Raw genomic sequence first — 26,426 nt, 5'->3', positions numbered from 1 at the left:
GTCGAATAATAACGCAGAGAGGTATGATTTCATAGAGTTTGCCTTCACCAAACATTTTGCTGTGACCTCATCGAATTTTTTGTTTAGGGTATTTCATCATAAATAGCAGGAGTGGAGATGGGGGTATAGTGCCAATTTACCCAATGATTACTGGCAAGATAATAGATACCGCAATAGATGGGAAGATGCGTGCGGCTTGATAGATAAGACGCGTATTCATTGAGTTGCTGTTGGTGTTTGAACAAGGAGCTGTCATCCTCTTTACCTGTTTTAAAATCAATAATCCAACATTTGCCTTGATCTTCGAAGGTTCGATCAATAATGCGAGTAATGGGCATGTTTTTTTGTTCTACTATTAATTCATATTCATTGAGTTCTTGATGATGTTTGGCAATAATCCATAAACCTGTTGGATCTTCAAACAGTTTGGTAATCTGTTTTTGCATTGTTTCTAATGCATCGAGTTGCATTTTTTCCTCAAATCCTAATTTTCTTAATTCATAACGCGCTAAACTCCACGGAACTTCCGCTATTGTTTCTGGATGATGATCACAAATCCAGTGTAATAACCGATGTGTTATGATACCGATTAGTCGAGGAATACTGCTTGCTAAAGATGTTGTTGATGCCTTGTGATTAAAAGCAATATCAGGTTTTGGCGTCAGATAATAATTGAGTGGTAAACGTAAAAGTTTGGGTAATGATAAAGCCCCTTCTTCGGTGACATAGGTAGTTTCTTCATCTATAAATTCTTGCTGTTTAAGAAGACTACGGAATGAACTTTTAGATGACTTTTCAGAGTAATCGGTTAAATACAAACGAGATTTTGCTCGGGTCACGGCTACGTATAATAATCGCTGTGCTTCATAACGACTTTTTATTTCGTCTAATTGAGTAAGGTAATCATATAACGCGCAGTCTTGGTGGGGCGCGTGTATTGGTGACATCAATAACAAATTACCCTGTTTTTGAGTCGGTAAGTTAAGCCAGCGTAACATGGGTTTATCTCCATGATTTGCTTGTGCTCCCAGTCCTGGTAATAAAACGGTATCAAATTCCAAGCCTTTAGATTTATGAATTGTCATCACGTGTAAGCGGGAAGAGTTGGTTTGCTGAGAATAAAGCTTATTAAGTTCTATGAGAAACTCTTTCATATCAGGCAAACGGCCATCTTGTTCATAACGATCAAGTAGAGTCCAGAATTGTTCGAGATCATTGAGTTGACTTTCATGCAAAATATTATGTATGTGCAATTTTTTTAGGGTATGAATAACCCATGAGGAAAGTTGGGTTTCATATCTTTGTGTTAAAGCCTGGTGCATCACCTGAATTAAAAAACCAGCCCGGATGCGACCTTCCTCACTGATTTCCTGAATTTTATTCAGATTTAATAAAGCAAAATAAATGGATTTTTTTGTATTAAAACGGGCTATGGCATGAATATCTGATAAACACAAACCGCAATACGGACTACGAAGAACCGCAAGCCATGAAAGGCGATTGGCTGGTGCTAATAAAGCTTGTGTTAATGACCAAACATCACGCAAATGACTAAGATTGCTCAGTAATGTGATGTCAGTGCCTTGATAAGGAATTTGATGTTGGCGCAACAAACGAATAATTGCACTCAATTGAGTTCTTGAACGAACGAGGATGGCAACGCTTTGCTGAGGATAGGTTTGCAATTCATGTTGAATGAATTGAATCAGTTTTTGTGCCTCTTGTTCACGGTTTTTAAATTTTATGGCATAAATAGCGCTATTTTCTCTATCTTTAATGACATTGACGCCAGGATGAAATGGGACTGATCCCGATTCAATGTCAATTTGTGTTGGAAAAATATGGGCGAAGTGTTTATTGACCCAACCGACAATAGTTTGCGTGGATCGAAAATTACAGCTTAATTCGAGCGGGTGAAGCTTGACTGATCCTATGCCTTGTTCTTTGGCCTTAAAAAACAATCCTACTTCTGCTTGCCTGAAGCGATAGATCGATTGCATGGGATCACCCACAATAAAAAGAGTTTTACCATCGCCTTGCTGCCAGCCATTTACTAATTTAGTTAACAATTCAAATTGAGTAATTGATGTATCTTGAAATTCATCAACTAAAATGTGATGAAGCGTATTATCTAAATATAATGCTAAATCAGTAGGATTCTCTGCATCACCTAATGCAGATAAAGCTTGCTGGGATATGGTGGTAAAATCAACTTCATTTTTTTCACTAAATAATAGGTGTAAATGACCTACAAGAAGAGGAAGCAACAAGAATAGGGCTTGCAATACCTCCCATTGTTCCGGATCGTATTTTGGATTAGGTAAATTGCTTACTTGGATTAATGCTTCAAGAAAATCAGGGTATTCATTAAGTCCACTTAAGAGTTCTTTGCTTGCATTTTTTATCCTTTTATATTCATCTGGAGAACAAGAACTACTCAGAAGACCCACATGATGATCGAAACTTTTACGAAAATTAGCATCGTTTGTAAGAAGCAATTTGCTTAATGCCTTTGCCGTCTCTTGATTTGTATGCGCAAAATCATGCCAATCTTTAAGTAGATAACGAGGAGAGTTGGGATTATTTTCTATATGTGCCAATTGACGAGCATTTTCAGTTAATTCTTTGGCTAAATGTTGCGGCAAACTATTTTTGAAGCGATTTAATTCATGCTGTTCTATAATTTTCAATGCATGCTCAAAACTTGCTTTTTCTTGGGTGCGTGCTTGAAATAGAGGTATAAGCCATTGATCCCTTTGAGATAAAAGTTCACTGAATAAATCAAGTAATCGATCTTGGCGGTTGTCAACATGCAGTAAAAGAGTTTTTATTGCTTCTTGGTATTGCGGCGTTGTCAGTGCATATTGGATACAATGGCGACCTGCATTTAAATAGTAGCTGTTTGTTTTATCAGTAATTTGTGCGTAGGCAATTTGTTTTTCCAATAAAGGAATTGCCTGATTAATACTTTGACATAAAGAATCAATGGTAATAACTCTTAATCGACTTGGCTGTTGTAATAAGTCCCATTGATAATGGGCATCAAAATGAAGTGCTTTATGAGCAAAATCAAGTGTCATTTGCTGATGCGGGCTGTTGGCGGGTTGATGATTTGCTGCTTGCTGTAATGCAAATAGAATACGCTCCCGCATTTCACTTGCTGCTTTGCGAGTAAAGGTTAAAGCGACAATTTGTTCAGGAGCTTTTACTGTGCTTAATAGCCGCAAATAGCGTTGAGTAAGTATTTCAGTTTTTCCCGATCCTGCCGGGGCTTGAACGATAAAGGATAAAGAAGGATCAGTGGCTTGGCTTCGTTGAGCGCTATCGACTAACATGGCATTTCCCAAAATGCAGTCAGGGTGAAGCGACCCCCCAAACGTTACATTTGAACCTGGGTTTCGCTTCGCTGCACCCAGGCTGCATGTTTATTCTAAAACAATTTCTTGAGCTGGCGGGCGCAGGTTGTAATGGGAGCTCATGCAACGTCCATAGGCTCCAGTATTGGCGATTAATAGTACATCACCTTCTTCTGTAACAGGTAATAAACGATCGTAACCCAAGGTATCTCCAGATTCACAAATAGGTCCTACTATATGAGAGAACCCAGCTTTTTCTTCATACAATCGACTTAAGTTTACTATTTCATGATAAGAACCATATAAAGAGGGTCGAATTAAAGAGTTCATACCTGTTTCTATACCAATAAATTTAACTTTGCCTTTTTCTTTGCATTGAGTGACCTTAGCTAAAATGACACCGCTTTCTGCAACAAAAAAACGACCGGGCTCAAGCCAGATTTTAATTTGTGGATAGCGAGATTTCACTGCCATAAGTAAGGCATCCAAATTGGCGAAATCTAATGGTTGTTGTCCAGGTTTTTCTACTACACCTAAGCCCCCCCTAAATTGATGGATTTTGTTTGTGGAAATTGTTCGGTGAGGGAGGCAAGCATGGAGGCTGTTTGTTGCCAGAGTTCAGGGGTGAGAATGCCACTACCTGAATGTGCATGTAAGCCCACCACTTGAATATTATTTTTTTGAGTCAATGCAACAACTTGTTCTATGTCGTTTTGAGTGATGCCAAATTTCGATTCATTCCCACCTGTGGAGACATGTTTATGATGACCTGCTCCGGTACCCGGATCAATACGGATAATGACCTCTCGATTTTTGAATAATTCAGGCCAATGTTCAAGAGGGTACAAACTATCTATGGTAATATAACAGCCTATGCTTAATGCGTATTCATACTCTGTTTTCGGGGCAAAATTAGGCGTAAATAAAATCCGTTTTTTATCTATGTCAGGGAATAACTCTAATACTCTATTTAATTCTTGAATCGAAACACATTCAAAACCAAGTCCTTCTTTTTCCATTGTTTTTAAAATCTCAGGGTGAGGATTTGCTTTAATTGCATAAAACAAAGCATCAATCGATTTTAACGCTAATAGTTGTTTCGCTTTGGCGGCTTGGGTTGGGTTATGATAGACATAACAAGGTGAGTTTGAGCTGGCAATAGTAAGTAAGCGATCACGATCCTTTTCCCACCAAGGTATTATACGAACTGCAGGGTTGCCAAATTCTTCATGCCAACTTTTAGAGTAATAGAAAATTTGCGGGTTATTTTCTATGAGTAAATGATGTAGTTTTTGACATAATTGATTGGCCTGGGACTCATCGACAACAAACGTTAAGTTTAAATCATTCGATGCGAGTGACATTAAATAGACTTGTTTTGCCTCAAAAACTTCTAGTGCAGGACCGAGTTGGGGCAGTACCGTTCTGATGTGATGTCCTACAAGGCTTACTGCACTGCATGGCTCAATGAGTTTTGCACGCCCAAACTGATTTAATTCTGCTAATAAAGCATTAATGGCAGGGCGATCATGTATCTTACTATTTATGTCTAAAGACAATGTGACATTAAATTCAGAAGATGAAAGTAGATCTACTGAGAATCCATGGTGTTTAAATGCTGTAAATACGTCTGATAAAAATCCAACTTGTTGCCACATATTTAAAGTATCTATGGAAATCAATAAGATACTGTTTTTAATCTGTATCGATTTAATTAATGGTGCTGTTTCATCAATGTCTTTCGTGATAAGTGTTCCAGAGTGTCCCGGCAATTGTGTAAACTTGACTGACATCGGAATATTAGCCCGTCGAACAGGAGGGATACAATTGGGATGGAGTACTTTAGCCCCCATTGTAGCAATTTCTTGTGCCTCATCGTAATTTAATTTTTTTAATAAACGCGCTTGGGGTAGTTGATGAGGATTGGCGGTATAAATTCCAGGAACATCAGTCCATATTTCACAAGATGCAGCTTGTAATTTAGCTGCAATCAACGCAGCCGAAGTATCAGAGCCTCCCCGCCCTAATAATACAGTTTCTCCTTGAGGATTTGCAGCAAAAAAGCCTTGAGTTATAATCGCTTGGGCGCCAGTAGCGATAAATTTTTCTACCAGTTCTGGATCATATTCACTTTCGCACCGTGCAGTAAGGTAATTTGCGGTGTCTCCGTCATGGAATGGGGTGCTGATTAAGAGTTCGCGTGCATCATACCATTGACAACGAATTCCTTGTTTTTCTAAAAACGCATGCCCAAGGCGCGTCATCATGAGCTCACCCATACTTAAAATTTGGGCATGAGTTTTTGCAGGGGCTTGTTTTAATAAAGCAATTCCAGTAAGCCATTGCTCAAGTTGATGAAGGTCTTGTGCGATGAGTTCTGGACTGACCTCGAGTTGTTCGGCCAGATGAAGATGTCCTTGTCGAATGTCAGTCAAGATACTTTGATGCTCATTGATTAATGCTGCATCTATCGCTTTTTCAAGCTTATTTGAAATTTGTGTTAATGCAGAACACACAATAACGGGTTGGACCCCGGAGTTCATATGTTTTTGCGTAATTGACGCAATATTATTCCAAGTGTTTCGAGTGGAAACACTTGTTCCTCCAAATTTAGTGACTATTTGCCGCATCATATTTTCCGCACAAAATTAATACACATTAGCATGGACGGGAGTATCAACACAAGTAGTGCACTCTATAATTTAGATACTTCGAGTCACCGAACCCATTAATAACCCATTGTGATCTTAATTGATTCATTATGAATTAATATTAATTTGCTCTTGAATATAATAGGAAAAAAGTATTTTTAATGGTATGAAAACAAGGTAAACTCGGTTCCAGCGGACATTTTATTGATTTTTGAGGCATTATATTTAAGGAGTTCAGGAGTGAAAAATATGCACAAACCTTTAAGAACACTAGTGAGTTCAGCTGTAATTGGTGTTCTGGCTACCGGTGTGACGCATGCAGCAGGTTTCTCGTTGTATGGAGAAAGTGCTGGGTATACTACTGGTAACTATGCAGCAGGAGCTGCAGCAGAGGCAGCTGATGCATCGACAGGTTGGTATAATCCTGCAGGTTTAGCATTACTTCGTGAACAACAAATGGTTTTCGGCGGTGTAGGCATATTTCCAACGTTGAAACTGAATGGAACGAGTACTTTTACTACGGCTACTGGATTACCGGCTCCTTTTCCAGCAGCCATTGAATATGCACAAGATTTTGAAGGGGTAAATGGTAGTTATAATGGTTTTGTTCCTTCATTTCATTATGCTCTTCCTTTGGGGGACCGTACCACCTTTGGTTTAAGTGTTACTGCTCCATATGGTTTGTCTACCGATTGGTCACCTTATTCTCCTGTTCGATATTCAGCAACTTATACTGAAGTATTAACTACTAATATTTCCCCTGAATTGGGCACTCGGCTTACAGAGCATTTTGCATTAGGGGCTGGCCTTGATATGCAATGGTCTCGTGTTAAATTTAATCAAATGGTTGGGGCACCGACTTTTTTTGTGGCACTTGATGAAAACCCTTACACTGTTGATTCTTTAAGTTACAATAAAGGCTCCTCTTGGGGGGTTGGTTTTCATGTTGGTGTCATGGGTATATTTAACGATAACCACACACGAATCGGTATTAATTATCAATCCAGAGTAAGGCATGTTTTCTACGGACATAGCCGTTTATCAGGAATATTAGCTAATGATGATTTCTCCTTAGCTCAGCCTGTATTACCTTCTTCTACCTCGCGGCAGAATGATGATTTATTCAGTGATCCGCAAGAATTTCCAGATGTACTCACTATAAGTGGTTATCAAGATATAAACGAGAAATTAGCTCTCTTAGGATCTGTTGTCTATACAGGATGGCACGTTTTTGACGTAATTAAATTGAATAATGTTGCTGCTCCCAATATAGGAGGACCGCTAGCACCAGTTCCTTTTGAAGTCACTCCAGCAAATGTGAATATTGCCGTTCCCCAAAACTTCCATGATGCATGGCGTGTAGCAATTGGGGCAAATTACCATCTTAACCCAAAACTGATGTTGCGTGTTGGTGGGGGCTATGACCAAACTCCTACGAATAATACAGATAGAAACATCCGGTTGCCTGATGTGGATCGTTGGGCTGTTGCTGTGGGGGCTCATTATCAGTGGCGACCTGATATTGGTGTTGATATTGGATATACTCATTTATTTGCAGGCAGTACCCCTAGTATTGATTCAACACAAGTATTATCACCAACTTCTACGTATAATGTAGATGCTCATGGCGGTAGCTTCAGTGCAGATTTAGTCGGTGCTCAATTAACATGGATTATGGATAAAGTTCCTGCAGCACCAACAAAATAAATTATCTTAATGATATTTTCAAGAAAGCCACTTATCGTGGCTTTTTTTATGACGTAATCGTTCACTGGAAAATACCTCATTGAGAATTTGAACTGGATTGCTTCATTTTGTTCTCAATGGCAACTAATTGTAACGAAGGGCATGCCTATGAACGCTTACTAATAGAAAATATGTTAGAGATATTTCAAGAGAAATATTTTTTAACAATTATCTTTTGTCAATCGTTGCCTCGCCGGGACCATTGATAGTAAATAGATAATCATAATTCTTTTGTTTATCTACAGTGATTGTACCAGAGTTAAGATCTAAAGTAACATCAGCTATATCTATGGGATTAGGGGTATTAGTAGCCATTTTAATGGACGCGGAACATTTTCCATTGGTCGTATGTCCATAACAAGCCATTTTTACAAGATTCCAGAAAATTTTTTTGGTAGCGTTCGCTGGTGTTGGATAAAGAGAGGGTGCGCCTGCTATATACGCATTGGACTCTTCAGAAGTGTTATTGTGTGTTGTTAAATATTCGGGGGCGGCAAAAGTGGCTGCAGTACTTAAACTCAAAAGGACTGCTGAAAAACCTTTAAAAATTAAATTCATTATTTCTTGTTCTCCATTAAATAATTGGTCGAAAGCTATCAACACCCTAAAAATCAATAACTTTTAAACCGGTTTATCTTCCTACATTGTTGTCTAAAAAATGCAGTTATATCGACTTACGAGGCACATATTGAATTTCAAACAGCCATTATTATTATGATTTAACCGCATTCCTAGATTAGGGTGCCCCATGAGTATATCGTAAAATAATTTAGTGTCTATCTATAGAGTCCTTGGTTGAGTAACCGTGCTATGTCTTTGGCAAAATAAGAAATAATAAAATCTGCTCCCGCGCGTTTTATAGCAATCAAGCTTTCGATCATTGCTTGTTCTTCATTAATGAGCTTATTTTGTGCTGCTACTTTAATCATCGAGTATTCACCACTTACTTGATAAGCACAAAGGGGTACCTCTGGAAAGTGTTGTTTCATTTTAGCGATGATGTCCAGGTAAAATCCAGCAGGCTTTACCATAATCATATCAGCTCCTTCATCAAGATCTAGAGTGGTTTCTCTAATCGCTTCAGTACTATTAGCAGGATCCATTTGGTACGCTTTGCGATCGCCAAATTTCGGCGCTCCCTGAGCAGCCTCTCTAAAAGGTCCATAAAGACAGGAACAGTATTTAGCGCTATAACTTAAAATTGGAATATGTTGATATCCATGGATATCTAGTGCTTGGCGAATGGCATTGACCATTCCATCCGTCATCCCACTTGGTGCTACCCAATCTGCTCCAGCTTTAGCGTGGCTTACAGCTTGTTTCGCTAGAAAATCTAAAGTCTTATCGGTATCAATGCATTCTCCTTTTAGAACACCGCAATGCCCATGATCGGTATATTCACAAAAACAGAGATCGGTAATAATTAATAGGTCTTTATTGGCACTACGAATTTTTCTTATTGTTTGTTGAATAATTCCTTCATCGTTAAAAGATTCACTGCCAAAAGCATCTTTGTGCTTGGGAATACCAAACAGTAATACGGCAGGAATACCCAAGTTGCTAATTAATTCAATTTCCTGAGGAATGCAATTGAGACTTAATTGAAATTGGCCCGGCATAGCATGAATAGGTTGTGGTTCGTTAAGTTGTTCATTGATAAATAATGGAGCAATAAACTGCTGGGGGTGAAGTCGTGTTTCTTTGATTAAAGCACGAGACTTGGGGTTACTTCTTAAGCGAGTTAATCTTAAAGGTATGTTGTAATCGTTCATGGAATGAATCCTCGTCTCTTAGGGTATTGGGATGGCCTTATCTTTTCTTATTAGAAATACTTTTTTTCTTGGAAGTATATAAAAAATCAATAGCGCTACTCGTATCACTATTGCTTATTTGGATACTAAAAAATTTGTTGAGCATGTATCTTAAGGTCAAAATATTTGTATCAGTTTGCGACAGACCAATATTATAGCTTAAATAGAGTCGTTTCGAGAGTGATTTCCCTACCATAAAAGAAGTACTGTCACTCGCAGTATTGTTTAATTGATTATAATTTGTATTGGTTTGTACATTAAAATCAATACCCGCACTTTGTTTCAGCTGTTCTAAGAGTCGAGCGCTGTTTGTATTGCCGCTAAGACTCATGGAGGTTATGGCTGTTAAAAGTAACTGTGCCCCAGCTTTGTTGGCTTGATTCGCTGGACGACCAAGAATAAGCATAGACAATATATCTGCTTGTGAAAGAATAGCAGGCTCAGAGAATAATTGTATTTTGGGTTGAGTGAGACGACCTGTTGCTTCCACTCCCAGGGTCATTGTTTCACCATAATTGATATTTTGGAGATTGGTGCTATTAAAATCTAAAAGCTGGCTTGAGCTGGCAAAATTGGTGGGTGTTATGCTGATTTTTTTTGCCGCACGTACATTAATTCCAGGGTTGCTAATGAGGCCACCGGTAAAAATTAACTGCCCTTGCTTAATTGCCAGTTCTTGACCGTAAGCTTTATAGGTACCTTCTCTAATTGATAATTCACCATATGCATTTAGAGAGCCTTCTTGTAATTGTTTTGTGTGGAGTGTTCCATCTAAAAAGCCTTTTAATCCTTTGACATTGACTGCAACTTCTTTCCCCATTTCAATGGCGATATCCATACTATTAAGAAAAGTAGTAGGGGGCGTGGATTTTTCTTTACGTTTATAAACTACATCTTCTGGTAATGAAATACTGTTGTGAAAGGTTCGTGGTTTAATCTCAGCATAAGGAACTAAAATAGTTCCAGAGAGCGCATGTGTTGTGGGCGTTAAATGAAGATTAAGTTTTGGAGAAATATGAATTTGATATTCACTGGTATTAATGAGTGGGAAATCATTGCCCTCCAGGGTAATGTCTCCTGTAAATTGAGTACTTAATGTGCCCTTTCCAGATAGGGCTAGATGATGGCCGGCAGATAGGACGGAACCGGTAGCTTCCCAAGATTTTTCTGTACCATGAACATTAAGTTCCAAGGTATCTAAATTGAGTCCGAGTTTAGGTAAAGAAAAACTTGCTTTGCTAAGTGTTAATTGACTATCGATTTGTCTTTTCCTCACCGTACCTTTGACATTTAAAGCAAGGCTCAATTGTCCCTTTAGTTTATTCATTTCAGGGCTTATTTTGTTTAAAAAATCTAATGAATTTATATCTAATGCTAATTTGCCATTGATACGTTGATTGTCAAAAAATCCGGTATTAAGGGCAAACTTAGGTAATTGAAATGTCACGTTTAAGTTCTTGTGTTCATCAACAACTAATGAGCCTATACCTTCAAGTTTTTCGGGAGACAGCGTAACCCTTATTGTTCCTCCTTTGAAGTGAATTACAGGGATGGTGTTATTATTAGGTTCATGATAAAAACCAGGGCCTATGGTGAGCAATAAATTTCCTTGATTTTGAGCAGTGATTTTACCTTTAGTAGATAGGTTCGTGTATAAAATAATATCTTGAGATGATGAGGGCTGAGGCTGTGTTAGGTTTGCATCAAAAGTCCATTGCCAGGGGATAGTTCCGTTTATCTTTGTGTCCATGGTCCAGTCATTTTTTAATGCTGTCATGACTTTGGTATTTAAACTGATTTGTAGGTTAGGTAAGATACCTGTCGCAATTGCTGTTCCTTTTTTGCTTTCTATTAGGGTGCTTTTTTCATTTTTCAATTGTAAACCATGCCATTGAGCGGTGAGTCGTTGGCTTTCTTGAAAGGAATGGGGATTCCATTGAACGTTTAATTGTTTTATTTTGACTTGAATCGAATTATTTTGATACTCGATTTCACCAATCGTAAAACTATTGATGAGACTGCCTGCAACATGTTGTATTTTGAATGTGCCGGGAATGTAAAAACGGCTTAATTGAATCATACAAATCAAACCTGGCGTAGTGGCAAATAAGAAAACTACCACTAAACCCAGTATGAGAAGTAGTGAAAGAATAAAATTTAATGTTTTTACGAGTACTCGGATCATAAATCAGGCCCCATACTAATCACTAATCGAGGACTATTACTATCACGTTGCCATCGATGATTGATGGCTTGAGCTAATCCTACTTTAATTGGACCTATGGGAGAAACCCACATCAAACCACCACCTGCATCATAATAACTTTTCAATGGATTTGGATTATAAATGGCACCCGCATCATAAAAAGCAACTAGATACCAATTTTTTTTCGTTTCTTTTTGAACCTCAAAACCGGCGTAGCTAATTATTCTACTTGGCCCTATTGAGTTAAAGCTAAAGGCTTTTAAATTATCCGTTCCTCCTAAAAGTAAAGCAAGCGATAATGGTTGTTGCTCGATGTTATTGATGGCAATAAACCCTTGTATGGCATGCCCATAAAGGCGTAAACGCCAGGGATCTATTCGTATCGCAGCTTTTGCATCCAGGGACGTTTGTGCATAATTAATGGTAGATAAAGCAATTTTATTGGCGGCAAGACCGTTAATAGTGATGTTATAACCCGAAGGAGAAAAGAGCAGATCTTTTGTTTTACTAAAAGTTAAAGTTGCTTTGGGATAAAGTAGAAATTGCTTTGTATCATGTTGTAATGCGTAATGAAAACCCTCGTATAAGCTGTTGAGCGATAAAGTGCGTTGATAATTTTTGACGCGATGTTGTTGCGCGAGCGATACAAGAAATGAATTACTATAGCCTGCGCTGTAGTTTAAATTTGAAAAATTGCCTGTAAGTGTGTATTGATCTGTTACAGGATTTTGGCCAGGAATAACATATTGAGCCTGTAATGCGTTTTGTACAAAAGATCCTTGGGCTAAAAGATTAAATTTATGTCCCTGACGATTTACTGGAATTACATGCAAAGCAGCTCGACCACGGACGCCAGTATCAGTTCCATAGCCTGCCCCTAAAGTATAGGAATATTTGGATACGGGCTCAGTATGGATTTGAATAGGAACAGATGAATTTTCTGAGATTTGTGGTTTTACGAGTACGGAGCTAAAATAGCCGCTATTTGATAATTCGTTATTTAATTGAAGTATTTTATCTGCTGAATACACTTGACCCGGATGGAAAGGTACAAAGCGATGTAATAGTTTAGGATTAATATAGGTAGGATCAAATTGAATTTGTCCAAAATAATAAAGCTGGCCCGTATCAAGAATAAGAGTAATTTCTGCTGTGTAATTTCCTTCATCAATTAAAATTTCATTTTTCTGAAAGCGAGCATGTAAGTAACCCTGATTTTCTGCTGTATCGATAAGTTTTAATTTAGTTTGTTCATATTGTTCTGTGAAGAGAGGGGTCCCGGGTATTAAAGGTACATTTTTTATCACTTCACGTAACGCTGGATTTTGTGTTCCTTCGCCTTTCAGCTCGAGCCTGACTTTTGAAATCATGATTTGGGGGCCAGGATGGATGGTGACCATCAAATTTTGCGTATTTGGTCTTTGAATAATAACATTTGCCTTAAAATAGCCGAAGGGTTGGATTGCTTGTAACACTTGCTCTCGTAAATCTTCTAAGCTGAATTGAGCAAGGGGTTTTAATTTTTGTAATTCCTGCAAACGTTTTTCAACATTAGCTTCTACTTTTCCAGAAACCCCATGAAGTGTAATAGATATTGGATCACTATTATCTTTGGCAAAGAGTGCAAAACAAGTCATGAGGAGTATCAGAGAGATGAGTTTTTTCACGATAGTCTCGGTACCTGTTTCACCAAAAATGTCTCCGAATTGCAGACAAGATCTAAGAATATACAGCTATATATCAATTGTTTCCATGTCTTTGAATCGATAAATTAAGTCAAGTGCTTCTCGAGCAGTTAGTCGATCAGGATCGAGTTGGGCTAGTTCTTGTAAAATAGGTGATGTGTGGTGCTCTTGGACTTTGGGTTGTGCTTGAGAGACGGGAAGGCCTGTTTGCATTTGTTTTAGATGCGTATGAGCAATTTTTAAAACTTCGGTGGGTATTCCTGCAAGCTCGGCGACTTCTAAACCATAACTTCGATTTGCATACCCAGGCTCCACTCGGTATAAAAAAACAATACGTCCAGTATCTAATGACGCCTGCAAGTGGACATTGCGGATACAAGGCCATTGTTGTGGGAGATGGGTTAACTCAAAGTAATGGGTCGAAAATAAAGTATATGCTTTGATGGTTGTGGCCAGATAAGTACAACTGGCATAGGCTAAAGCCATACCATCATAAGTACTTGTGCCGCGGCCAATTTCATCAATTAAGACTAAACTTTGATGTGTAGCTTGTCTCAAAATTTGTGCTGTTTCTGTCATTTCTACCATAAATGTAGAGCGTCCCGATGCTAAATCATCACTTGCACCTATACGTGTAAAAATTCTGTCTATTGGGCCTAAAGTTGCAGCTGTAGCAGGGACGAAGCTACCTAAATGCGCTAAAAGAACAATGAGGGCGGTTTGGCGCATATAAGTCGATTTACCACCCATATTAGGCCCTGTAATCAATAAGATGTTTTGTGATGGATCAAGATATAAATCATTTGCAATAAAACGTTCTTGTAGCAAATGTTCGATCACAGGATGGCGACCTGCCTTAATGGAAAGTTGAGATTCAGGTACAAGTTTCGGGCAGGACCAATTGAAGCTTTGTGCTCGTTCGGCAAGTGTTGTAAGAACATCCAGTTGCGCCAAACCTTGTGCTAGAGAGCATAGTTCATTGATATTTTTTTGAATTTCTAAAAGTAAATGCTCATAGAGCCATTTTTCGCGTGCCAATGCTTTAACTTGTGCAGATAATACTTTTTCTTCAAATTGTTTTAATTCTGGGGTGATATATCGTTCTACATTCTTTAAAGTTTGTTTTCTGTGATAATGTGGGGGTGCTTTCTCTGCTTGAGTTTTAGAAAGCTCAATGTAATAACCCTGTACGTTATTAAAACCAAATTTCAAAGTAGACAAACCAGTATGCTGTTTTTCTTGTTGCTCTAAATGGATTAATTTTTCATTAGCACGTGTGCTTAACATTCTTAATTCATCGAGCTCTTCATCAAAACCTGAGGCAATGACTCCACCATCACGAATTAACATAGGAGGATTTTCGATGATTGCTGCTGAGAGTAATTCTTGTAATTCTGGTAATGGACTTAAATATTTTTTTAATTGTGTTATCAGTGTGCTCTGATTGTTTCCAAGTGCAATGCTAAGCTCTGGAAGTAACTCTAACGTGTTGTTTAAAAAAAACAAATCACGAGGACGAGCTGATTTTAAAGCGATACGGGAGACAATTCGCTCTACATCACAAATTTGTTTGAGTAAATGATTGAGTATAGGGGCTTGTTGCAACTTAATAATTTCTTCAATAGCCTGTTGGCGCTCTTGGATGGGCTTATGTTGTTTTAACGGTCTTCCAAGCCAGCGCTTCAGTAAGCGACTGCCCATCGAGCAGGCTGTTTTATCTATAATAGAAATTAAACTGTTTTCCTGGCTGCCGCTTATATTTTCAAATAACTCTAAATGTTTTTGTGTTGCGGCATCGAGCTGTAAATAATCATGAGAATTTTCAAGAGTGATCGTTGTTAGGTGAGGCAGTGCTTGTTTTTGTGTGGTATGTAAATAAGAGAGTAAAGTTCCAGCCGCCACTAAAGCAGTAGGGTAATCATGTTCACCAAAAGCAGAAAGATCATTTACTGAAAATTGCTCGCATAAGAGTTTTTTGGCATTATCAAATTGAAACTCCCAACCAGGTCTTATTTTAACCGGAAAAGAAGAGCAATATTCTTCTAAGGGAGAATTCTCTTGTAAAAGCAATTCTGCAGGCTGTAGTCTTGTCAATTCCGCACAAAGCTGATTACTTTGAGTGAGTTCCAACAAATGAAAACGACCACCACTTAGATCTACCCAGGCTAAACCAATTTTTTGTTTGTTCTGATGCACCGCTAAAAGTAAGTTATCTTTCTTTGCATCCAGAAGGGCTTCATCAACGACTGTGCCTGGAGTAATAATGCGAGTAACTTGTCGCTCAACAGGTCCTTTACTTGTTGCTGGGTCGCCTATTTGTTCGCAAATGGCAACTGATTCACCCTTTTTGATAAGTCTGGCCAGATAATTTTCTACTGCATGATAGGGAACACCTGCCATGGGAATAGGTTTATCCGCGGATTGACCACGATGAGTCAAAGTAAGATCTAATAACTGAGAGGCGCGTTTTGCATCATCAAAAAAAAGTTCATAAAAATCCCCCATACGATAAAGTAAAAGCATATCAGGATATTCTGATTTAATGCGTAAATATTGCTGCATCATGGGGGTGTGAGGAGTTGCCATAAACACTTTGATTGAATTAAAGAGCGGTGATTTTAACAAAATCATGCGAGATAGAGTAGGGGTGTTTTTATTTTGAATAAATGAATTACATTTATAAAAAGCGAATAGAAAAGGAACTGAAGTATGCTATTCTTAAGCCGTTAAAAAGATGAGTCTAATGGATAATGAAGCGGTTAAAAGAGAGTTTACTTATTATTTATCAATATCTATCGAAGCAGACAGAAGATGCAAGTCACCAAATTACATTATTTGGCATTGTGATGATGATCAACTATCCGCTATTTGGTGTTTTTTGGAAATTCGAAAGTTTTCAACTGAGTGAAGAATTCTGTTTACGGCTTATCGCTACTTTTCTTTGTGCTTGTTTGGCTTTAAATCGATTTTGGCCACGTTTCTTATTGAGGTGGCTACCTGTTTTTTGGTATCTCGTTTTATTATTTTGTTTGCCCTACTTCTTTTGCTATTTAACACTTATCAATCATTGCTCTACGTTGTGGTTAATGAATTGTGTTTCTGCTATTTTTTTCTTTTATTGGTAACGAGTGCTTTAGGATCGCTTATTCTCATTTTTGGAGGATGTGGGCTTGCTTTTTTCTCTTATTTTCTAACGCACCGGGTTATGGAATATATACCAGGCACCATTTCATTATTTAGCCTATCGATGACGTGCGTTGCAGCAGCTGTGATTGGTGTTTTGTTCGCTCGGGATAGAGAAATAATTATTGCAGGTCGTCTCTCGGGAATGCGTATGTTTGCGAGCAGTATTGCACATGATCTGCGTACACCACTAGCGAGTATTTATTTGCAAGCTGAGTTACAGGGAATTATTTTGAATAAAATCAAAAACTCCGAGATACGAAACGATTTGCAGGAAAGTTTGAATAAGATTACTCGGGGGATAGAAACGAGTAATCGCATCATCAGCATGCAGTTAAGTAATATACGCCATAATAAGTTCAACACAAGTAATTTTAGTATTTACCCAATCCATAATTTAATTGAAAGGGCTGTCGATGATTATCCATTAAAAGAAACACAAAAGTCGCTTATTCATGTTAATTATGAAAATAATTTCTCCATTTGGTTAGAAGAGTTAGCGTTTAAAAATCTACTATGGAATTTATTAAAAAATAGTCTTGAATACATTGAAGAAACAGGTAAGGGGATTATCTCGATTTGGTTGGAAGTTGGTGTTGGAAAAGATAATTTCAATTACCTTCACGTTAAGGATACAGCTCGAGGAATCTACTCTAAAAATTTCGGAAAAATATTTGAACGCTTCTACTCTGAACGTCAAAATGGTACGGGTTTAGGGCTGGCTTATTGCAAATTGCTGATGCAAGAGGCAGGCGGCGATATTTTTTGTAAGGGGAAATTAAATGAATTTGCTCATTTTACGGTAAAATTTCCTAAAATTGATTAAGGCCTGTTGACATTTGCTCCCTCGACGCTGTGCTGCCATTAAGTTAAGGAAAAAAGTTTGTTGGGCCTTGGCCCAACAAAGACGGTTAAGCCGCACCAGAACTTGGGGGATCAAATGTTAACAGACTCTAGATTCTTTGCTTGATTATCAACTTCATTGGTGCCTGCATCAAAAGGCACCCCCGCTTGCGCGAGGACGGCACACGTTTCTTGAATCCGAGCTATTATGAGCCCCGCATATTTGTTAAATGGACTCTAATGCTGCTAAAGAGAACATATAATTGGATAGGTTATTCCACATCTGTTGCTGGTGGGTGTAGATGAAGTCAAATGCTTTGACTATTTTATCGGGTGTTTTTTCCCAGATAGGTAAAATTAAGCTAAGTGTCGAATCAAAGTGCGTTACATGAGTATGTATTCTAAAAAATGTTTTTGCATGCTGGCTTAATTGAATTGAATCAGCCATTTCCGTTAAATGCGGATAATCTAAATTATCAAGACGCTCATAGGCTGCAAAAGCGGAGATTCTTTCGTCTTCATCATGCGCTGATAGCCATTGCAAATGAGATTTATTAAAATTTCTCGCAAAAGTAAGATAGTGAGTTTCATTAACAATTTCATCATGAATGTCTACGTCACATTCTTTAGCAAAACGTTCGTAAAGCATCTCATGTGAAAAACAACTCCCCATTCCTAATTCTTCGTGAATGTTTTCAAGAATAATTTTTTTAGTCAACTCGTTATGAGAAAAATTAGCAATATACCAAAGAAAATTGATGAAGTGGCCTCTTAAATGATAAAAAACCGAAGCAAAAATTTTCTTTTGTTCTTTATCCCATGTACCTGTTTTTTGTGGGTTGAATAAAGGAATTGAAGTAAGAGATTGTCGATACTCCAAGTCTACTTGATAAAGAAATTGGTTCAGGGATTTGGGTACATCAGCAATTATATGATTTGGCATAATTTTATTTTTCGTTAGCGATTGCGTTATGAGTAGGTAGAATGAGGAGATCATACCGTATGCGCAATAGTTACGCAATTATTGACTGCTTTAAAATTCTTAAAAACTTGAAAAAATATCTCTGGATTCAATAACATAATCTGGGCTATTATCAATAAATCATAGCTTACAGACAAAGGATATGTCATGTTAACTCCAAAGGATATTAAAACTGTTGAAGCAGCAAAGCAAATAGTTAGAGAACGTGAACTTTCTCATGTCAAAGTTGGCTTATTTGATGTGGACGGCGTAATGCTTGGTAAGTACATGAGCCAAGATAAATTCTTTTCCGCGCTTGATAATGGTTTTTCTTTTTGTAATGTAATTTTAGGCTGGGACTCCAAGGATAAACTCTATGATAATGGGAAATACACAGGGTGGCATACAGGTTATCCAGATACTTTAGTGCGTATTTTGCCCGAAACATGTCGCGATCTTATTTTTGAAGAGAATCAACTTTTATTCATGGCGGAATTTGCGGGTGATGCGGAAGTCATATGCCCACGAGCTTTACTTCGACGAGTGATTCAGAAGGCTGCTGCTATGGGCTTTGATGCTTATGCAGCATTAGAGTATGAATTTTTTATGTTCGATGAGACACCTGACAGTATTCGTGCTAAAGGCTTTCGTAATTTAAAACCTATGACCCCTGATTATTTCGGCTATTCTATGATTCGTAATAGTGTGCATGCTGATTTATATCACCAAATCCTACAAATGGGCGAAGTGATGAATTTCCCCATTGAAAGCCTACACGCAGAATCAGGTCCAGGAGTAATAGAGGCTGCTATTGCGGTAGATAAGATTGATATTGCTGGAGATAAGGCAGCATTATTTAAAACTTTTATGAAGGTTTTGGCACAGCATAACAATAAAATGGCGACTTTTATGGCCAAATGGTCTCCCCATTATCCCGGACAAAGTGGGCACATACATCTTTCTTTACGACATAAAGAGGGGGAGAGTGCTTTTTATGATCCATCCATGCAAAATAATATGAGTAAACTGCAGCGGCATTTTATCGCCGGACAGCAAAAACTGATACCAGAGTTACTGGCAATGGTTTCTCCTACAGTGAATAGTTTTACGCGCCTGATTCCTGGTTTTTGGGCGCCAACAAATGCTACTTGGGGTGTAGAAAATAGAACTGCGGCATTAAGAGTTATCCCAGGAAATGATAAATCACAACGCATTGAATATCGATTGGGTTCTGCAGACGCAAATCCTTATTTGGCCCTGGCGGTAGCCTTAGGTTCTGGCTTATATGGTATTGAACAGGAGTTAGAGCTGAGTTCGGAAATTAAAGGCAATTCGTATGTACAAAATTATCAAGAAGAACAGATTTTGCCGCGAACACTTTGGGAAGCTTCTACCCGTCTTAAAGAATCAACAGTTGCTCGTTCCTTATTTGGGGATCCATTTGTGGAGCATTTTGCGGCTACTCGAGAATGGGAAGAGCGAGAATTTCGTCGGCATGTTACTGACTGGGAATTAGATCGTTATTTTGAAATTATTTAAATGTGAATGTCAATATAAAAAATGAACGTGACTTTTATATCGAACTGATTTTATTTAGAACTGGATTCCATATAAATGCTACGCATTTTATGGGGTGCGTTTGTTTCACGATCTCAAAGCATGGAAATGCTTTGACGTACAACCCACGTTATTTAAGGGATCGATTAGCATGGATACACTGAAAACCTTTTCTCCCATAGATGATTCTTTATATGTGGAACGAACCTTTGCAAGAGATAATGAAATTCAATATGCACTTGATAAGGCATTAAATGTAAAAACACGGTGGGCTAGCACGCTAGTGGCTGAGCGTGAAAGGTATTGTAGTGCTGCTGTTGATTTTTTAGTTGCAAATAAGGACGAGATTGCTCACGAAATTTGTTGGCAAATGGGCAGACCAATCCGCTATGCTGCAGGAGAAATTAATGGCCTGGAGGAACGTGCACGCTATATGATTACAGCGGCAAGTACTGCACTTGCTCCAATTATACTGCCTGAAAAATCAGGATTTGTTCGTTACATTAAGCGCGAACCTCTGGGAGTTTCTTTGGTTATTGCTCCCTGGAATTATCCTTACCTTACTGCTGTGAATGCAATTATCCCCGCTCTCATGGCGGGTAATGTAGTAATACTCAAACATTCAGCACAAACACCACTTGTGGCCGAACGATTTGCCCAGGCTTTTGAAGCCGCAGCTCTTCCTGCAGGGGTTTTTCAATATTTACATTTGACGCATGCAGATACTGAAAAGATATTGCATCATCCTATTATCAATCATGTTGCTTTCACAGGTTCTGTTGCTGGAGGCGATATGGTAGAACGTCTAACTGCGGGACGCTTTATTCAAGTAGGTTTGGAATTAGGGGGAAAAGATCCTGCTTATGTGCGTTTTGATGCAGACATTGATAATGCGGTAGAAATACTCATGGATGGGGCATTTTTTAATTCTGGTCAATCGTGTTGCGGTATAGAACGTATTTATGTCCATAAAGATGTTTATCATCATTTTGTTAATAAAGCGGTAGCATTTGTTAATCAATATAAGCTTGGACGCCCTGATGATCCGGATACAACCTTGGGACCGCTCGTGCGCTCTTCTGCGGCAGAATTTGTTCGCACACAAGTTAAAGAGGCGCTTGCACAAGGAGCAGTAGCACATATTGATAGTCGAAGTTTTTCTATGGATAAACCAGGTTCTGCCTATATGGCTCCTCAAATTTTAACTGAAGTAAATCATCAAATGCGCGTCATGACTGAAGAGACATTTGGACCTGTTGTTGGAATTATGTCTGTTGATAGTGACGAGGAAGCGATTGCCTTAATGAATGATAGTATTTATGGACTAACGGCAACAGTGTTTACTAGCGATATTGAACAAGGAATGGTTCTTGGTGAACAACTGCAAACAGGAACATTTTTTATCAATCGTTGCGATTATTTAGATCCGGCTTTAGCTTGGACTGGAGTCAAAAACTCTGGGCGTGGATGTACGTTATCTACAATTGGCTATGATTTACTTACCAGACCCAAATCATTCCATATAAAGACAATTTCTTAGAAAGGAATCAGCAAATGAGTTCATTATCATTGACAGCTAACTGGAATTATCCTACTTCAATTCGTGTAGGGGCAGGGCGTATACGTGAACTTGCAGAAACTTGTCATTTATTAGGTATTACTTCTCCGTTGTTCGTTACAGACAGTTATCTTGCGCGATTGCCTATAGTAGAAACAGCGCTAGTGCATTGTAGAGAAGCTGGCCTTCATGTTGCCCTGTTTTCAGATATAAAAGCCAACCCTACAGGTGACAATGTGATGGCCGGTGTTTCAGTTTACATGAAGGGGCAGCATAATGGGGTGATCGCTTTGGGTGGCGGTTCCGCTTTAGATACAGGTAAAGCGATTGCCTTAATGGTAGGACAAAATCGCCCTATATGGGATTTTGAAGATATAGGGGATAATTGGAAACGAGTAAATAGTGGAAAAATAGCACCTATTATTGCCGTGCCGAGCACAGCAGGAACAGGATCGGAAGTTGGACGGGCTTCTGTGATTGTCGATACTCAGCAACAACAAAAAAAGATAATTTTTCATCCTAAGATGTTGCCCAGTATAGTCATTATTGATCCTGAACTTACGCTCACTTTACCCCCTCATATTAGTGCAGCAACAGGGATGGATGCATTATCACATTGTTTAGAGGCTTATTCTGCCCCAGCTTACCATCCAATGGCAGAAGGAATAGCACTAGAAGGTATACGATTAATAAAGGAGCATTTGCCGCGAGTGATGCAAGATGGTGATGATATACACTCGAGAACCCAAATGCTCGTAGCTTCTTTGATGGGAGCTACTGCTTTTCAGCGCGGATTAGGAGCAATGCATGCGCTTGCTCATCCATTAGGTGCAATTTACGATGCCCATCATGGGCGGCTGAATGCTATCTTGATGCCTTATGTATTACGTGCTAATCGGTCTCAAATTGAACATAAAATTGCACGTTTGGCTACCTATTTGCACCTGGACGGTGGGTTTAATGGATTTATCGATTGGATAATCCAATTACGTAGAAAGCTAGGTATAGAGCATAGTCTAGCGGAAATAGGAATTGACTCACAACATGTAACGCGTATAGCTGTAATGGCAACAGAAGATCCTTCGGCCCAAAGTAATCCTATTATGTTTAGTGAATCACAGTATAGAACGATCCTTCTGGCCGCAATCAATGGAGATGAACGCTATTTGGAGACTACAATTATTGGATTGGCAGCAGCACCTTAAGCTGTTTTTAGTTATAAATTAAAATTGTGGGGAAAAGTCAGATTTGAGTTTAGGTTGGATAAATGGTTTTCAATAAATGGAGACTAGATGGCTATGTGAACATTTTTGAGAACCATTTTCATTCAAAATGTATCAAATATGCCTTTTCGGTAGTTATGTAGAAGATTCAGCTCCTTAAGGAATCATCATGAATATTGGCATACTACAATGTGATCAAGTAGATCCAGACTTACTTGCTGTACATGGCACTTACCCTGACATGTATAAGAAACTGCTGCATCAAGTTGCTCCTGAGTGGCATTTTGCAGTCTATGATGTGCGTAATAATGAGTTTCCAAAAAGTATTGATGCAGCAGATGCATATTTCATTACGGGTAGTCGTCATGGTGTTAACGATGATTTGCCCTGGATTTGCTCACTTGAAGAATTTACTCGCAGTCTTCATGCCGCACGAAAAAAAGTAATAGGAATTTGTTTCGGTCATCAGCTAATTGTTAAAGCGTTAGGAGGAAAAGTTATAAAATCCCCTAGGGGGTGGGGCATAGGAATGTCTGTCAATCAAATAATCCAACATAAGTCTTGGATGCTTCCAACTCAAGAAAGGCTTAATCTAATTATGAGCCATCAAGATCAGGTTGTAGCGATTCCTTCAGAGACAGAGGTACTGGCTTCTAGTGATTTTTGTCCCTTTTATATGCTACAGATCAATGATAATTTTGTTACAGTGCAGGGGCACCCTGAATTTAGTAAAAATTATTTTCAATCATTAATTGAACTTCGAAAACAAAAATTTGATAAGAATTTATACGAGCAGGGAGTAAAGTCACTCCAGTTAAAATGTGATGATAGGGTGTTTGCTGGTTGGATTGTTAATTTTTTGAGCGGAACACACAAGGGCGCATCATAGTTTTTTTACTATTTTTGTTTAAATATCAACAGGTCATGGTTGAATGTAAATTTATTTGCTAAAATCAAAAGGGATTCAAAAAAATATTAAACTTATAGGGAGAAAGATATGAACCGTTTCGCTTTAATTGCTGCAACTGGTTTTTTGGCATTAGCATTAACTGCATGTGGTGGCCACGACAATAAGCAGCCAACAGCAGGAGCAAATAATGCCACTACAACAACACAACCAGCACAAAATCAACCCGCTGGTGATCAAAATCACTAAATTCTTTGACCTGGGTGAAGGCTTTAAGCCATAACCCAGGGTAATTTAGGTAAATCTATGAGCTCTTTTGATAAGTTAATCAAAGAGGTAGCCACAATTTTAAAAAAAAATAATTGGCAATTGGTCACAGCAGAATCATGTACCGGTGGACTTATTGCAGGTTATCTTACTGAAATTCCTGGAAGCTCAGATTGGTTTGAGCGAGGGTTTGTGACGTACAGTAATTTAGCGAAGGAAGAGCAGCTTTCTGTCCCCAAATGGCTGATTGAAAAATATGGTGCAGTAAGCGAGCCTGTTGCTCAAGCTATGGCAAGTGGTGCACTACAGCATAGTGTGGGTCATGTTGCGGTGGCGGTTACAGGTATTGCTGGCCCTGATGGAGGTAGTCCTGAGAAGCCGGTAGGAACAGTATGTTTTGGTTGGGTGGCTTGGGGCGTGCCCTCTAAGACATTAATAAAACAGTATATTGGTAATAGACAAGAGGTGCGTTTGGCTGCGTGCGAGGAGGCTTTATCAGGCATTCTTTCCTATTTGAATAGTGGCTATGTCCCCTGAGTTTTTTTAGGGTAAATTTCTTTTCATGAATATTTGTCCATAATTCGTTTGATATGAACCCCCGAAATATGTATTGTTTTTTTATGAAAAAAAAGTGTGTATCGTTCCAAAAAATCTCATGATGCTCACGCCCTTTATTCGTTTTATTCTTTCTACTCCGAAAAACCATGGCTAACTTCATGAATCAATTTGCTGCTGATTCTTATCTGTGTGATAATTTTAATCTTGCGTAACTACCTGGATGACATGATGGAAGAAAATAAACAAAAAGCATTATCAGCTGCCCTCTCGCAAATTGAACGTCAATTTGGAAAGGGATCTGTGATGCGTATGGGTGACAGCACTGTGGCCCGTGATATAGAAGCTATTTCAACAGGCTCTTTAGGATTAGATATAGCATTAGGAATTGGCGGTTTACCTAAAGGTCGTATTGTTGAAATTTATGGTCCTGAATCTTCTGGTAAAACTACTTTAACATTACAGGTTATTGCTGAGTGTCAAAAACTTGGTGGTACCGCTGCATTTATTGATGCGGAACATGCATTAGATCCAAGCTATGCTCAAAAATTAGGGGTAAATGTTGATGAGTTGCTGGTTTCGCAACCTGACACAGGAGAGCAAGCCCTAGAGATCACCGATATGTTGGTACGCTCTGGAGCTGTAGATGTAATTATTGTTGACTCTGTTGCAGCACTTACTCCAAAAGCAGAGATTGAAGGGGAAATGGGTGATTCACATGTTGGCCTACAAGCGCGCTTAATGTCACAAGCGTTACGTAAGCTAACCGCTAACATTAAACGCTCCAATACCTTGGTGATTTTTATTAACCAAATTCGTATGAAAATTGGTGTTATGTTTGGCAGTCCCGAAACAACTACTGGTGGTAATGCATTAAAATTCTACGCTTCTGTTCGTTTGGATATTCGACGTATTGGTTCAATAAAGAAGGGTGAAGAGATTTTAGGAAGTGAAACCCGCGTTAAAGTAGTTAAGAATAAAGTGGCTCCGCCATTTAAAGTGACCGAATTTGATATTTTATATAATGAAGGTATTTCTCGTGAGAGTGAAATTATCAATCTGGCTGTTCAACTTAATCTTATTGAAAAGTCAGGTGCTTGGTACAGTTTCAAAGGAGAAAAAATTGGCCAAGGTAAAGATAACGTGCGTTTGTATTTGAAGGAGCACTCCCAAATTGCTGCGTCTCTTGAACAGCAAATTCGTACTGAACTCCTAGAGAAAAAGCTACCTATGCCTGCAGCGACCGAAGACGCATTTGAGGCTATTGATGACTAAAGCATTTGACAGTGCTGTGCGCTTGTTAGCCAGGCGCGAGCACAGTGCATTAGAGCTTTATGATAAGTTAAAGCAAAAAGGATATAGCTCGATTGAGATCAAAGAAGCTTTAGATACATGTGAACGTATGAATTTGCAAAATGATGGTCGTTTTGTGGAGGCATACAGTCGCTTGCGCATTCGTCAGGGATATGGGCCTTTAAAAATCAGTCAAGAACTAAGCAATAAAGGAATTGATAAGGAATTAATTCATCAGTTTTTGCAGCAGGAGCAGGATAATTGGTTGCAATACGCCTTAAACGTTTGGCAGAAAAAAAGTAAAGGACAACGTAATTTGTCTTTTGACGAAGTGCAAAAACAGCAGCGCTTTTTGCTTTATCGAGGATTTAGTATGGATGTGATTGCTCAGGTAAAAAAAGAATTAAAGGGTACATCTCTTCTCCATGTTGGAGAGGAATCATAATCTGGGTACAGCGCGAAAATGCACTGTTATTAAATTTTGGAATATATACTTTTTACCGAGGCTAAATTCCTTAACTTAACGTGAGTTTCGTATAAGAGAATGTGGTTTCTATGAACTGTTCGGCTGAGAAACATTGCCATTTAACGTAAGGGCTCCATCAATCGATGTCTTGCAGCTTG

Annotated in this window: 18 protein-coding genes and 1 pseudogene; 11 read left to right on the top strand and 8 right to left on the bottom strand. The window is 38.6% G+C overall.

Translation table 11 applies throughout. The annotated features are described in order from the left end of the window. Positions 1 to 83: 83 nt before the first annotated feature. Together EL220_RS12880 and EL220_RS12875 are read right to left on the bottom strand one after the other, a co-directional pair. On the bottom strand, positions 84 to 3,335 hold the full coding sequence (locus EL220_RS12880; RefSeq protein WP_027271400.1) for a UvrD-helicase domain-containing protein: 3,252 nt from the start codon (positions 3,333 to 3,335) through the stop codon (positions 84 to 86). Positions 3,336 to 3,425: 90 nt separating this feature from the next. Continuing rightward, positions 3,426 to 5,986: pseudogene (locus EL220_RS12875) on the bottom strand (bifunctional aspartate kinase/diaminopimelate decarboxylase). A gap of 270 nt (positions 5,987 to 6,256) precedes the next feature. Between EL220_RS12875 and EL220_RS12870 the strand changes: the two are divergent. Continuing rightward, the gene (locus EL220_RS12870; RefSeq protein ID WP_232002756.1) at positions 6,257 to 7,714 is read left to right on the top strand and encodes an OmpP1/FadL family transporter; all 1,458 of its coding nucleotides are present in this window, start codon (positions 6,257 to 6,259) and stop codon (positions 7,712 to 7,714) included. Between the two features lie 207 nt (positions 7,715 to 7,921). Here EL220_RS12870 and EL220_RS12865 read toward each other — a convergent pair whose 3' ends face one another. From EL220_RS12865 to mutS, 5 genes are all read right to left on the bottom strand, one after another. Continuing rightward, entirely contained in the window at positions 7,922 to 8,311 is a 390-nt protein-coding gene (locus EL220_RS12865; protein ID WP_027271403.1) for a hypothetical protein, read from the bottom strand. Positions 8,312 to 8,529: 218 nt separating this feature from the next. Then, complete coding sequence (hemB, locus tag EL220_RS12860; RefSeq protein WP_027271404.1) at positions 8,530 to 9,525, bottom strand: porphobilinogen synthase; 996 nt, start codon at positions 9,523 to 9,525, stop codon at positions 8,530 to 8,532. Between the two features lie 37 nt (positions 9,526 to 9,562). After that, on the bottom strand, positions 9,563 to 11,749 hold the full coding sequence (locus EL220_RS12855) for a translocation/assembly module TamB domain-containing protein (protein ID WP_027271405.1): 2,187 nt from the start codon (positions 11,747 to 11,749) through the stop codon (positions 9,563 to 9,565). After that, the gene (locus EL220_RS12850) at positions 11,746 to 13,437 is read right to left on the bottom strand and encodes a POTRA domain-containing protein (RefSeq protein ID WP_027271406.1); all 1,692 of its coding nucleotides are present in this window, start codon (positions 13,435 to 13,437) and stop codon (positions 11,746 to 11,748) included. The genes EL220_RS12855 and EL220_RS12850 overlap by 4 nt, the downstream gene beginning before the upstream one ends. Before the next feature lie 66 nt (positions 13,438 to 13,503). Continuing rightward, a complete protein-coding gene (gene mutS / locus EL220_RS12845; protein ID WP_027271407.1) occupies positions 13,504 to 16,041 on the bottom strand; it encodes a DNA mismatch repair protein MutS in 2,538 nt (845 codons plus the stop codon). 164 nt (positions 16,042 to 16,205) lie between these two features. Between mutS and EL220_RS19175 the strand changes: the two genes are divergently transcribed. Both EL220_RS19175 and EL220_RS19170 read left to right on the top strand, forming a co-directional pair. After that, positions 16,206 to 16,580: a hypothetical protein gene (locus EL220_RS19175; protein ID WP_232002450.1), complete on the top strand. Its 375-nt coding sequence runs from the start codon at positions 16,206 to 16,208 to the stop codon at positions 16,578 to 16,580. Positions 16,581 to 16,660: 80 nt separating this feature from the next. Continuing rightward, entirely contained in the window at positions 16,661 to 17,464 is an 804-nt protein-coding gene (locus tag EL220_RS19170) for a sensor histidine kinase (RefSeq protein WP_232002449.1), read from the top strand. A gap of 243 nt (positions 17,465 to 17,707) precedes the next feature. Here the strand turns inward: EL220_RS19170 and EL220_RS12835 are convergent, their stop codons facing one another. Beyond that, complete coding sequence (locus tag EL220_RS12835) at positions 17,708 to 18,424, bottom strand: iron-containing redox enzyme family protein (RefSeq protein ID WP_027271409.1); 717 nt, start codon at positions 18,422 to 18,424, stop codon at positions 17,708 to 17,710. Between the two features lie 186 nt (positions 18,425 to 18,610). On the opposite strand from EL220_RS12835, the gene EL220_RS12830 reads away from it, so the two are divergent. The 8 genes from EL220_RS12830 (at position 18,611) to recX (ending at position 26,247) form a co-directional block, all read left to right on the top strand. Then, positions 18,611 to 19,981, top strand: coding sequence for a glutamine synthetase family protein (locus EL220_RS12830; RefSeq protein WP_027271410.1), 1,371 nt, complete (start codon positions 18,611 to 18,613; stop codon positions 19,979 to 19,981). Between the two features lie 169 nt (positions 19,982 to 20,150). Beyond that, the gene (locus EL220_RS12825) at positions 20,151 to 21,539 is read left to right on the top strand and encodes an aldehyde dehydrogenase family protein (protein ID WP_027271411.1); all 1,389 of its coding nucleotides are present in this window, start codon (positions 20,151 to 20,153) and stop codon (positions 21,537 to 21,539) included. Between the two features lie 14 nt (positions 21,540 to 21,553). Next, on the top strand, positions 21,554 to 22,762 hold the full coding sequence (locus EL220_RS12820) for an iron-containing alcohol dehydrogenase (protein ID WP_027271412.1): 1,209 nt from the start codon (positions 21,554 to 21,556) through the stop codon (positions 22,760 to 22,762). A 187-nt stretch (positions 22,763 to 22,949) separates the two neighbouring features. Beyond that, the gene (locus tag EL220_RS12815) at positions 22,950 to 23,669 is read left to right on the top strand and encodes a glutamine amidotransferase-related protein (protein ID WP_027271413.1); all 720 of its coding nucleotides are present in this window, start codon (positions 22,950 to 22,952) and stop codon (positions 23,667 to 23,669) included. A 108-nt stretch (positions 23,670 to 23,777) separates the two neighbouring features. After that, positions 23,778 to 23,936: a hypothetical protein gene (locus EL220_RS18225; protein ID WP_164480591.1), complete on the top strand. Its 159-nt coding sequence runs from the start codon at positions 23,778 to 23,780 to the stop codon at positions 23,934 to 23,936. Between the two features lie 57 nt (positions 23,937 to 23,993). After that, on the top strand, positions 23,994 to 24,491 hold the full coding sequence (locus EL220_RS12810; protein WP_027271414.1) for a CinA family protein: 498 nt from the start codon (positions 23,994 to 23,996) through the stop codon (positions 24,489 to 24,491). Positions 24,492 to 24,740: 249 nt separating this feature from the next. Continuing rightward, entirely contained in the window at positions 24,741 to 25,784 is a 1,044-nt protein-coding gene (recA, locus tag EL220_RS12805; RefSeq protein WP_027271415.1) for a recombinase RecA, read from the top strand. Beyond that, entirely contained in the window at positions 25,777 to 26,247 is a 471-nt protein-coding gene (gene recX, locus EL220_RS12800; RefSeq protein WP_027271416.1) for a recombination regulator RecX, read from the top strand. Before recA ends, recX begins: the two co-directional genes overlap by 8 nt. Positions 26,248 to 26,426: the final 179 nt, after the last annotated feature.

This window comes from Legionella sainthelensi (genome assembly GCF_900637685.1).
In the GTDB taxonomy this organism is placed as follows: Bacteria; Pseudomonadota; Gammaproteobacteria; order Legionellales; family Legionellaceae; genus Legionella; species Legionella sainthelensi.
Note: the sequence above shows the minus strand (reverse complement) of the source record. Positions and strands in the feature narration are given on the sequence as shown.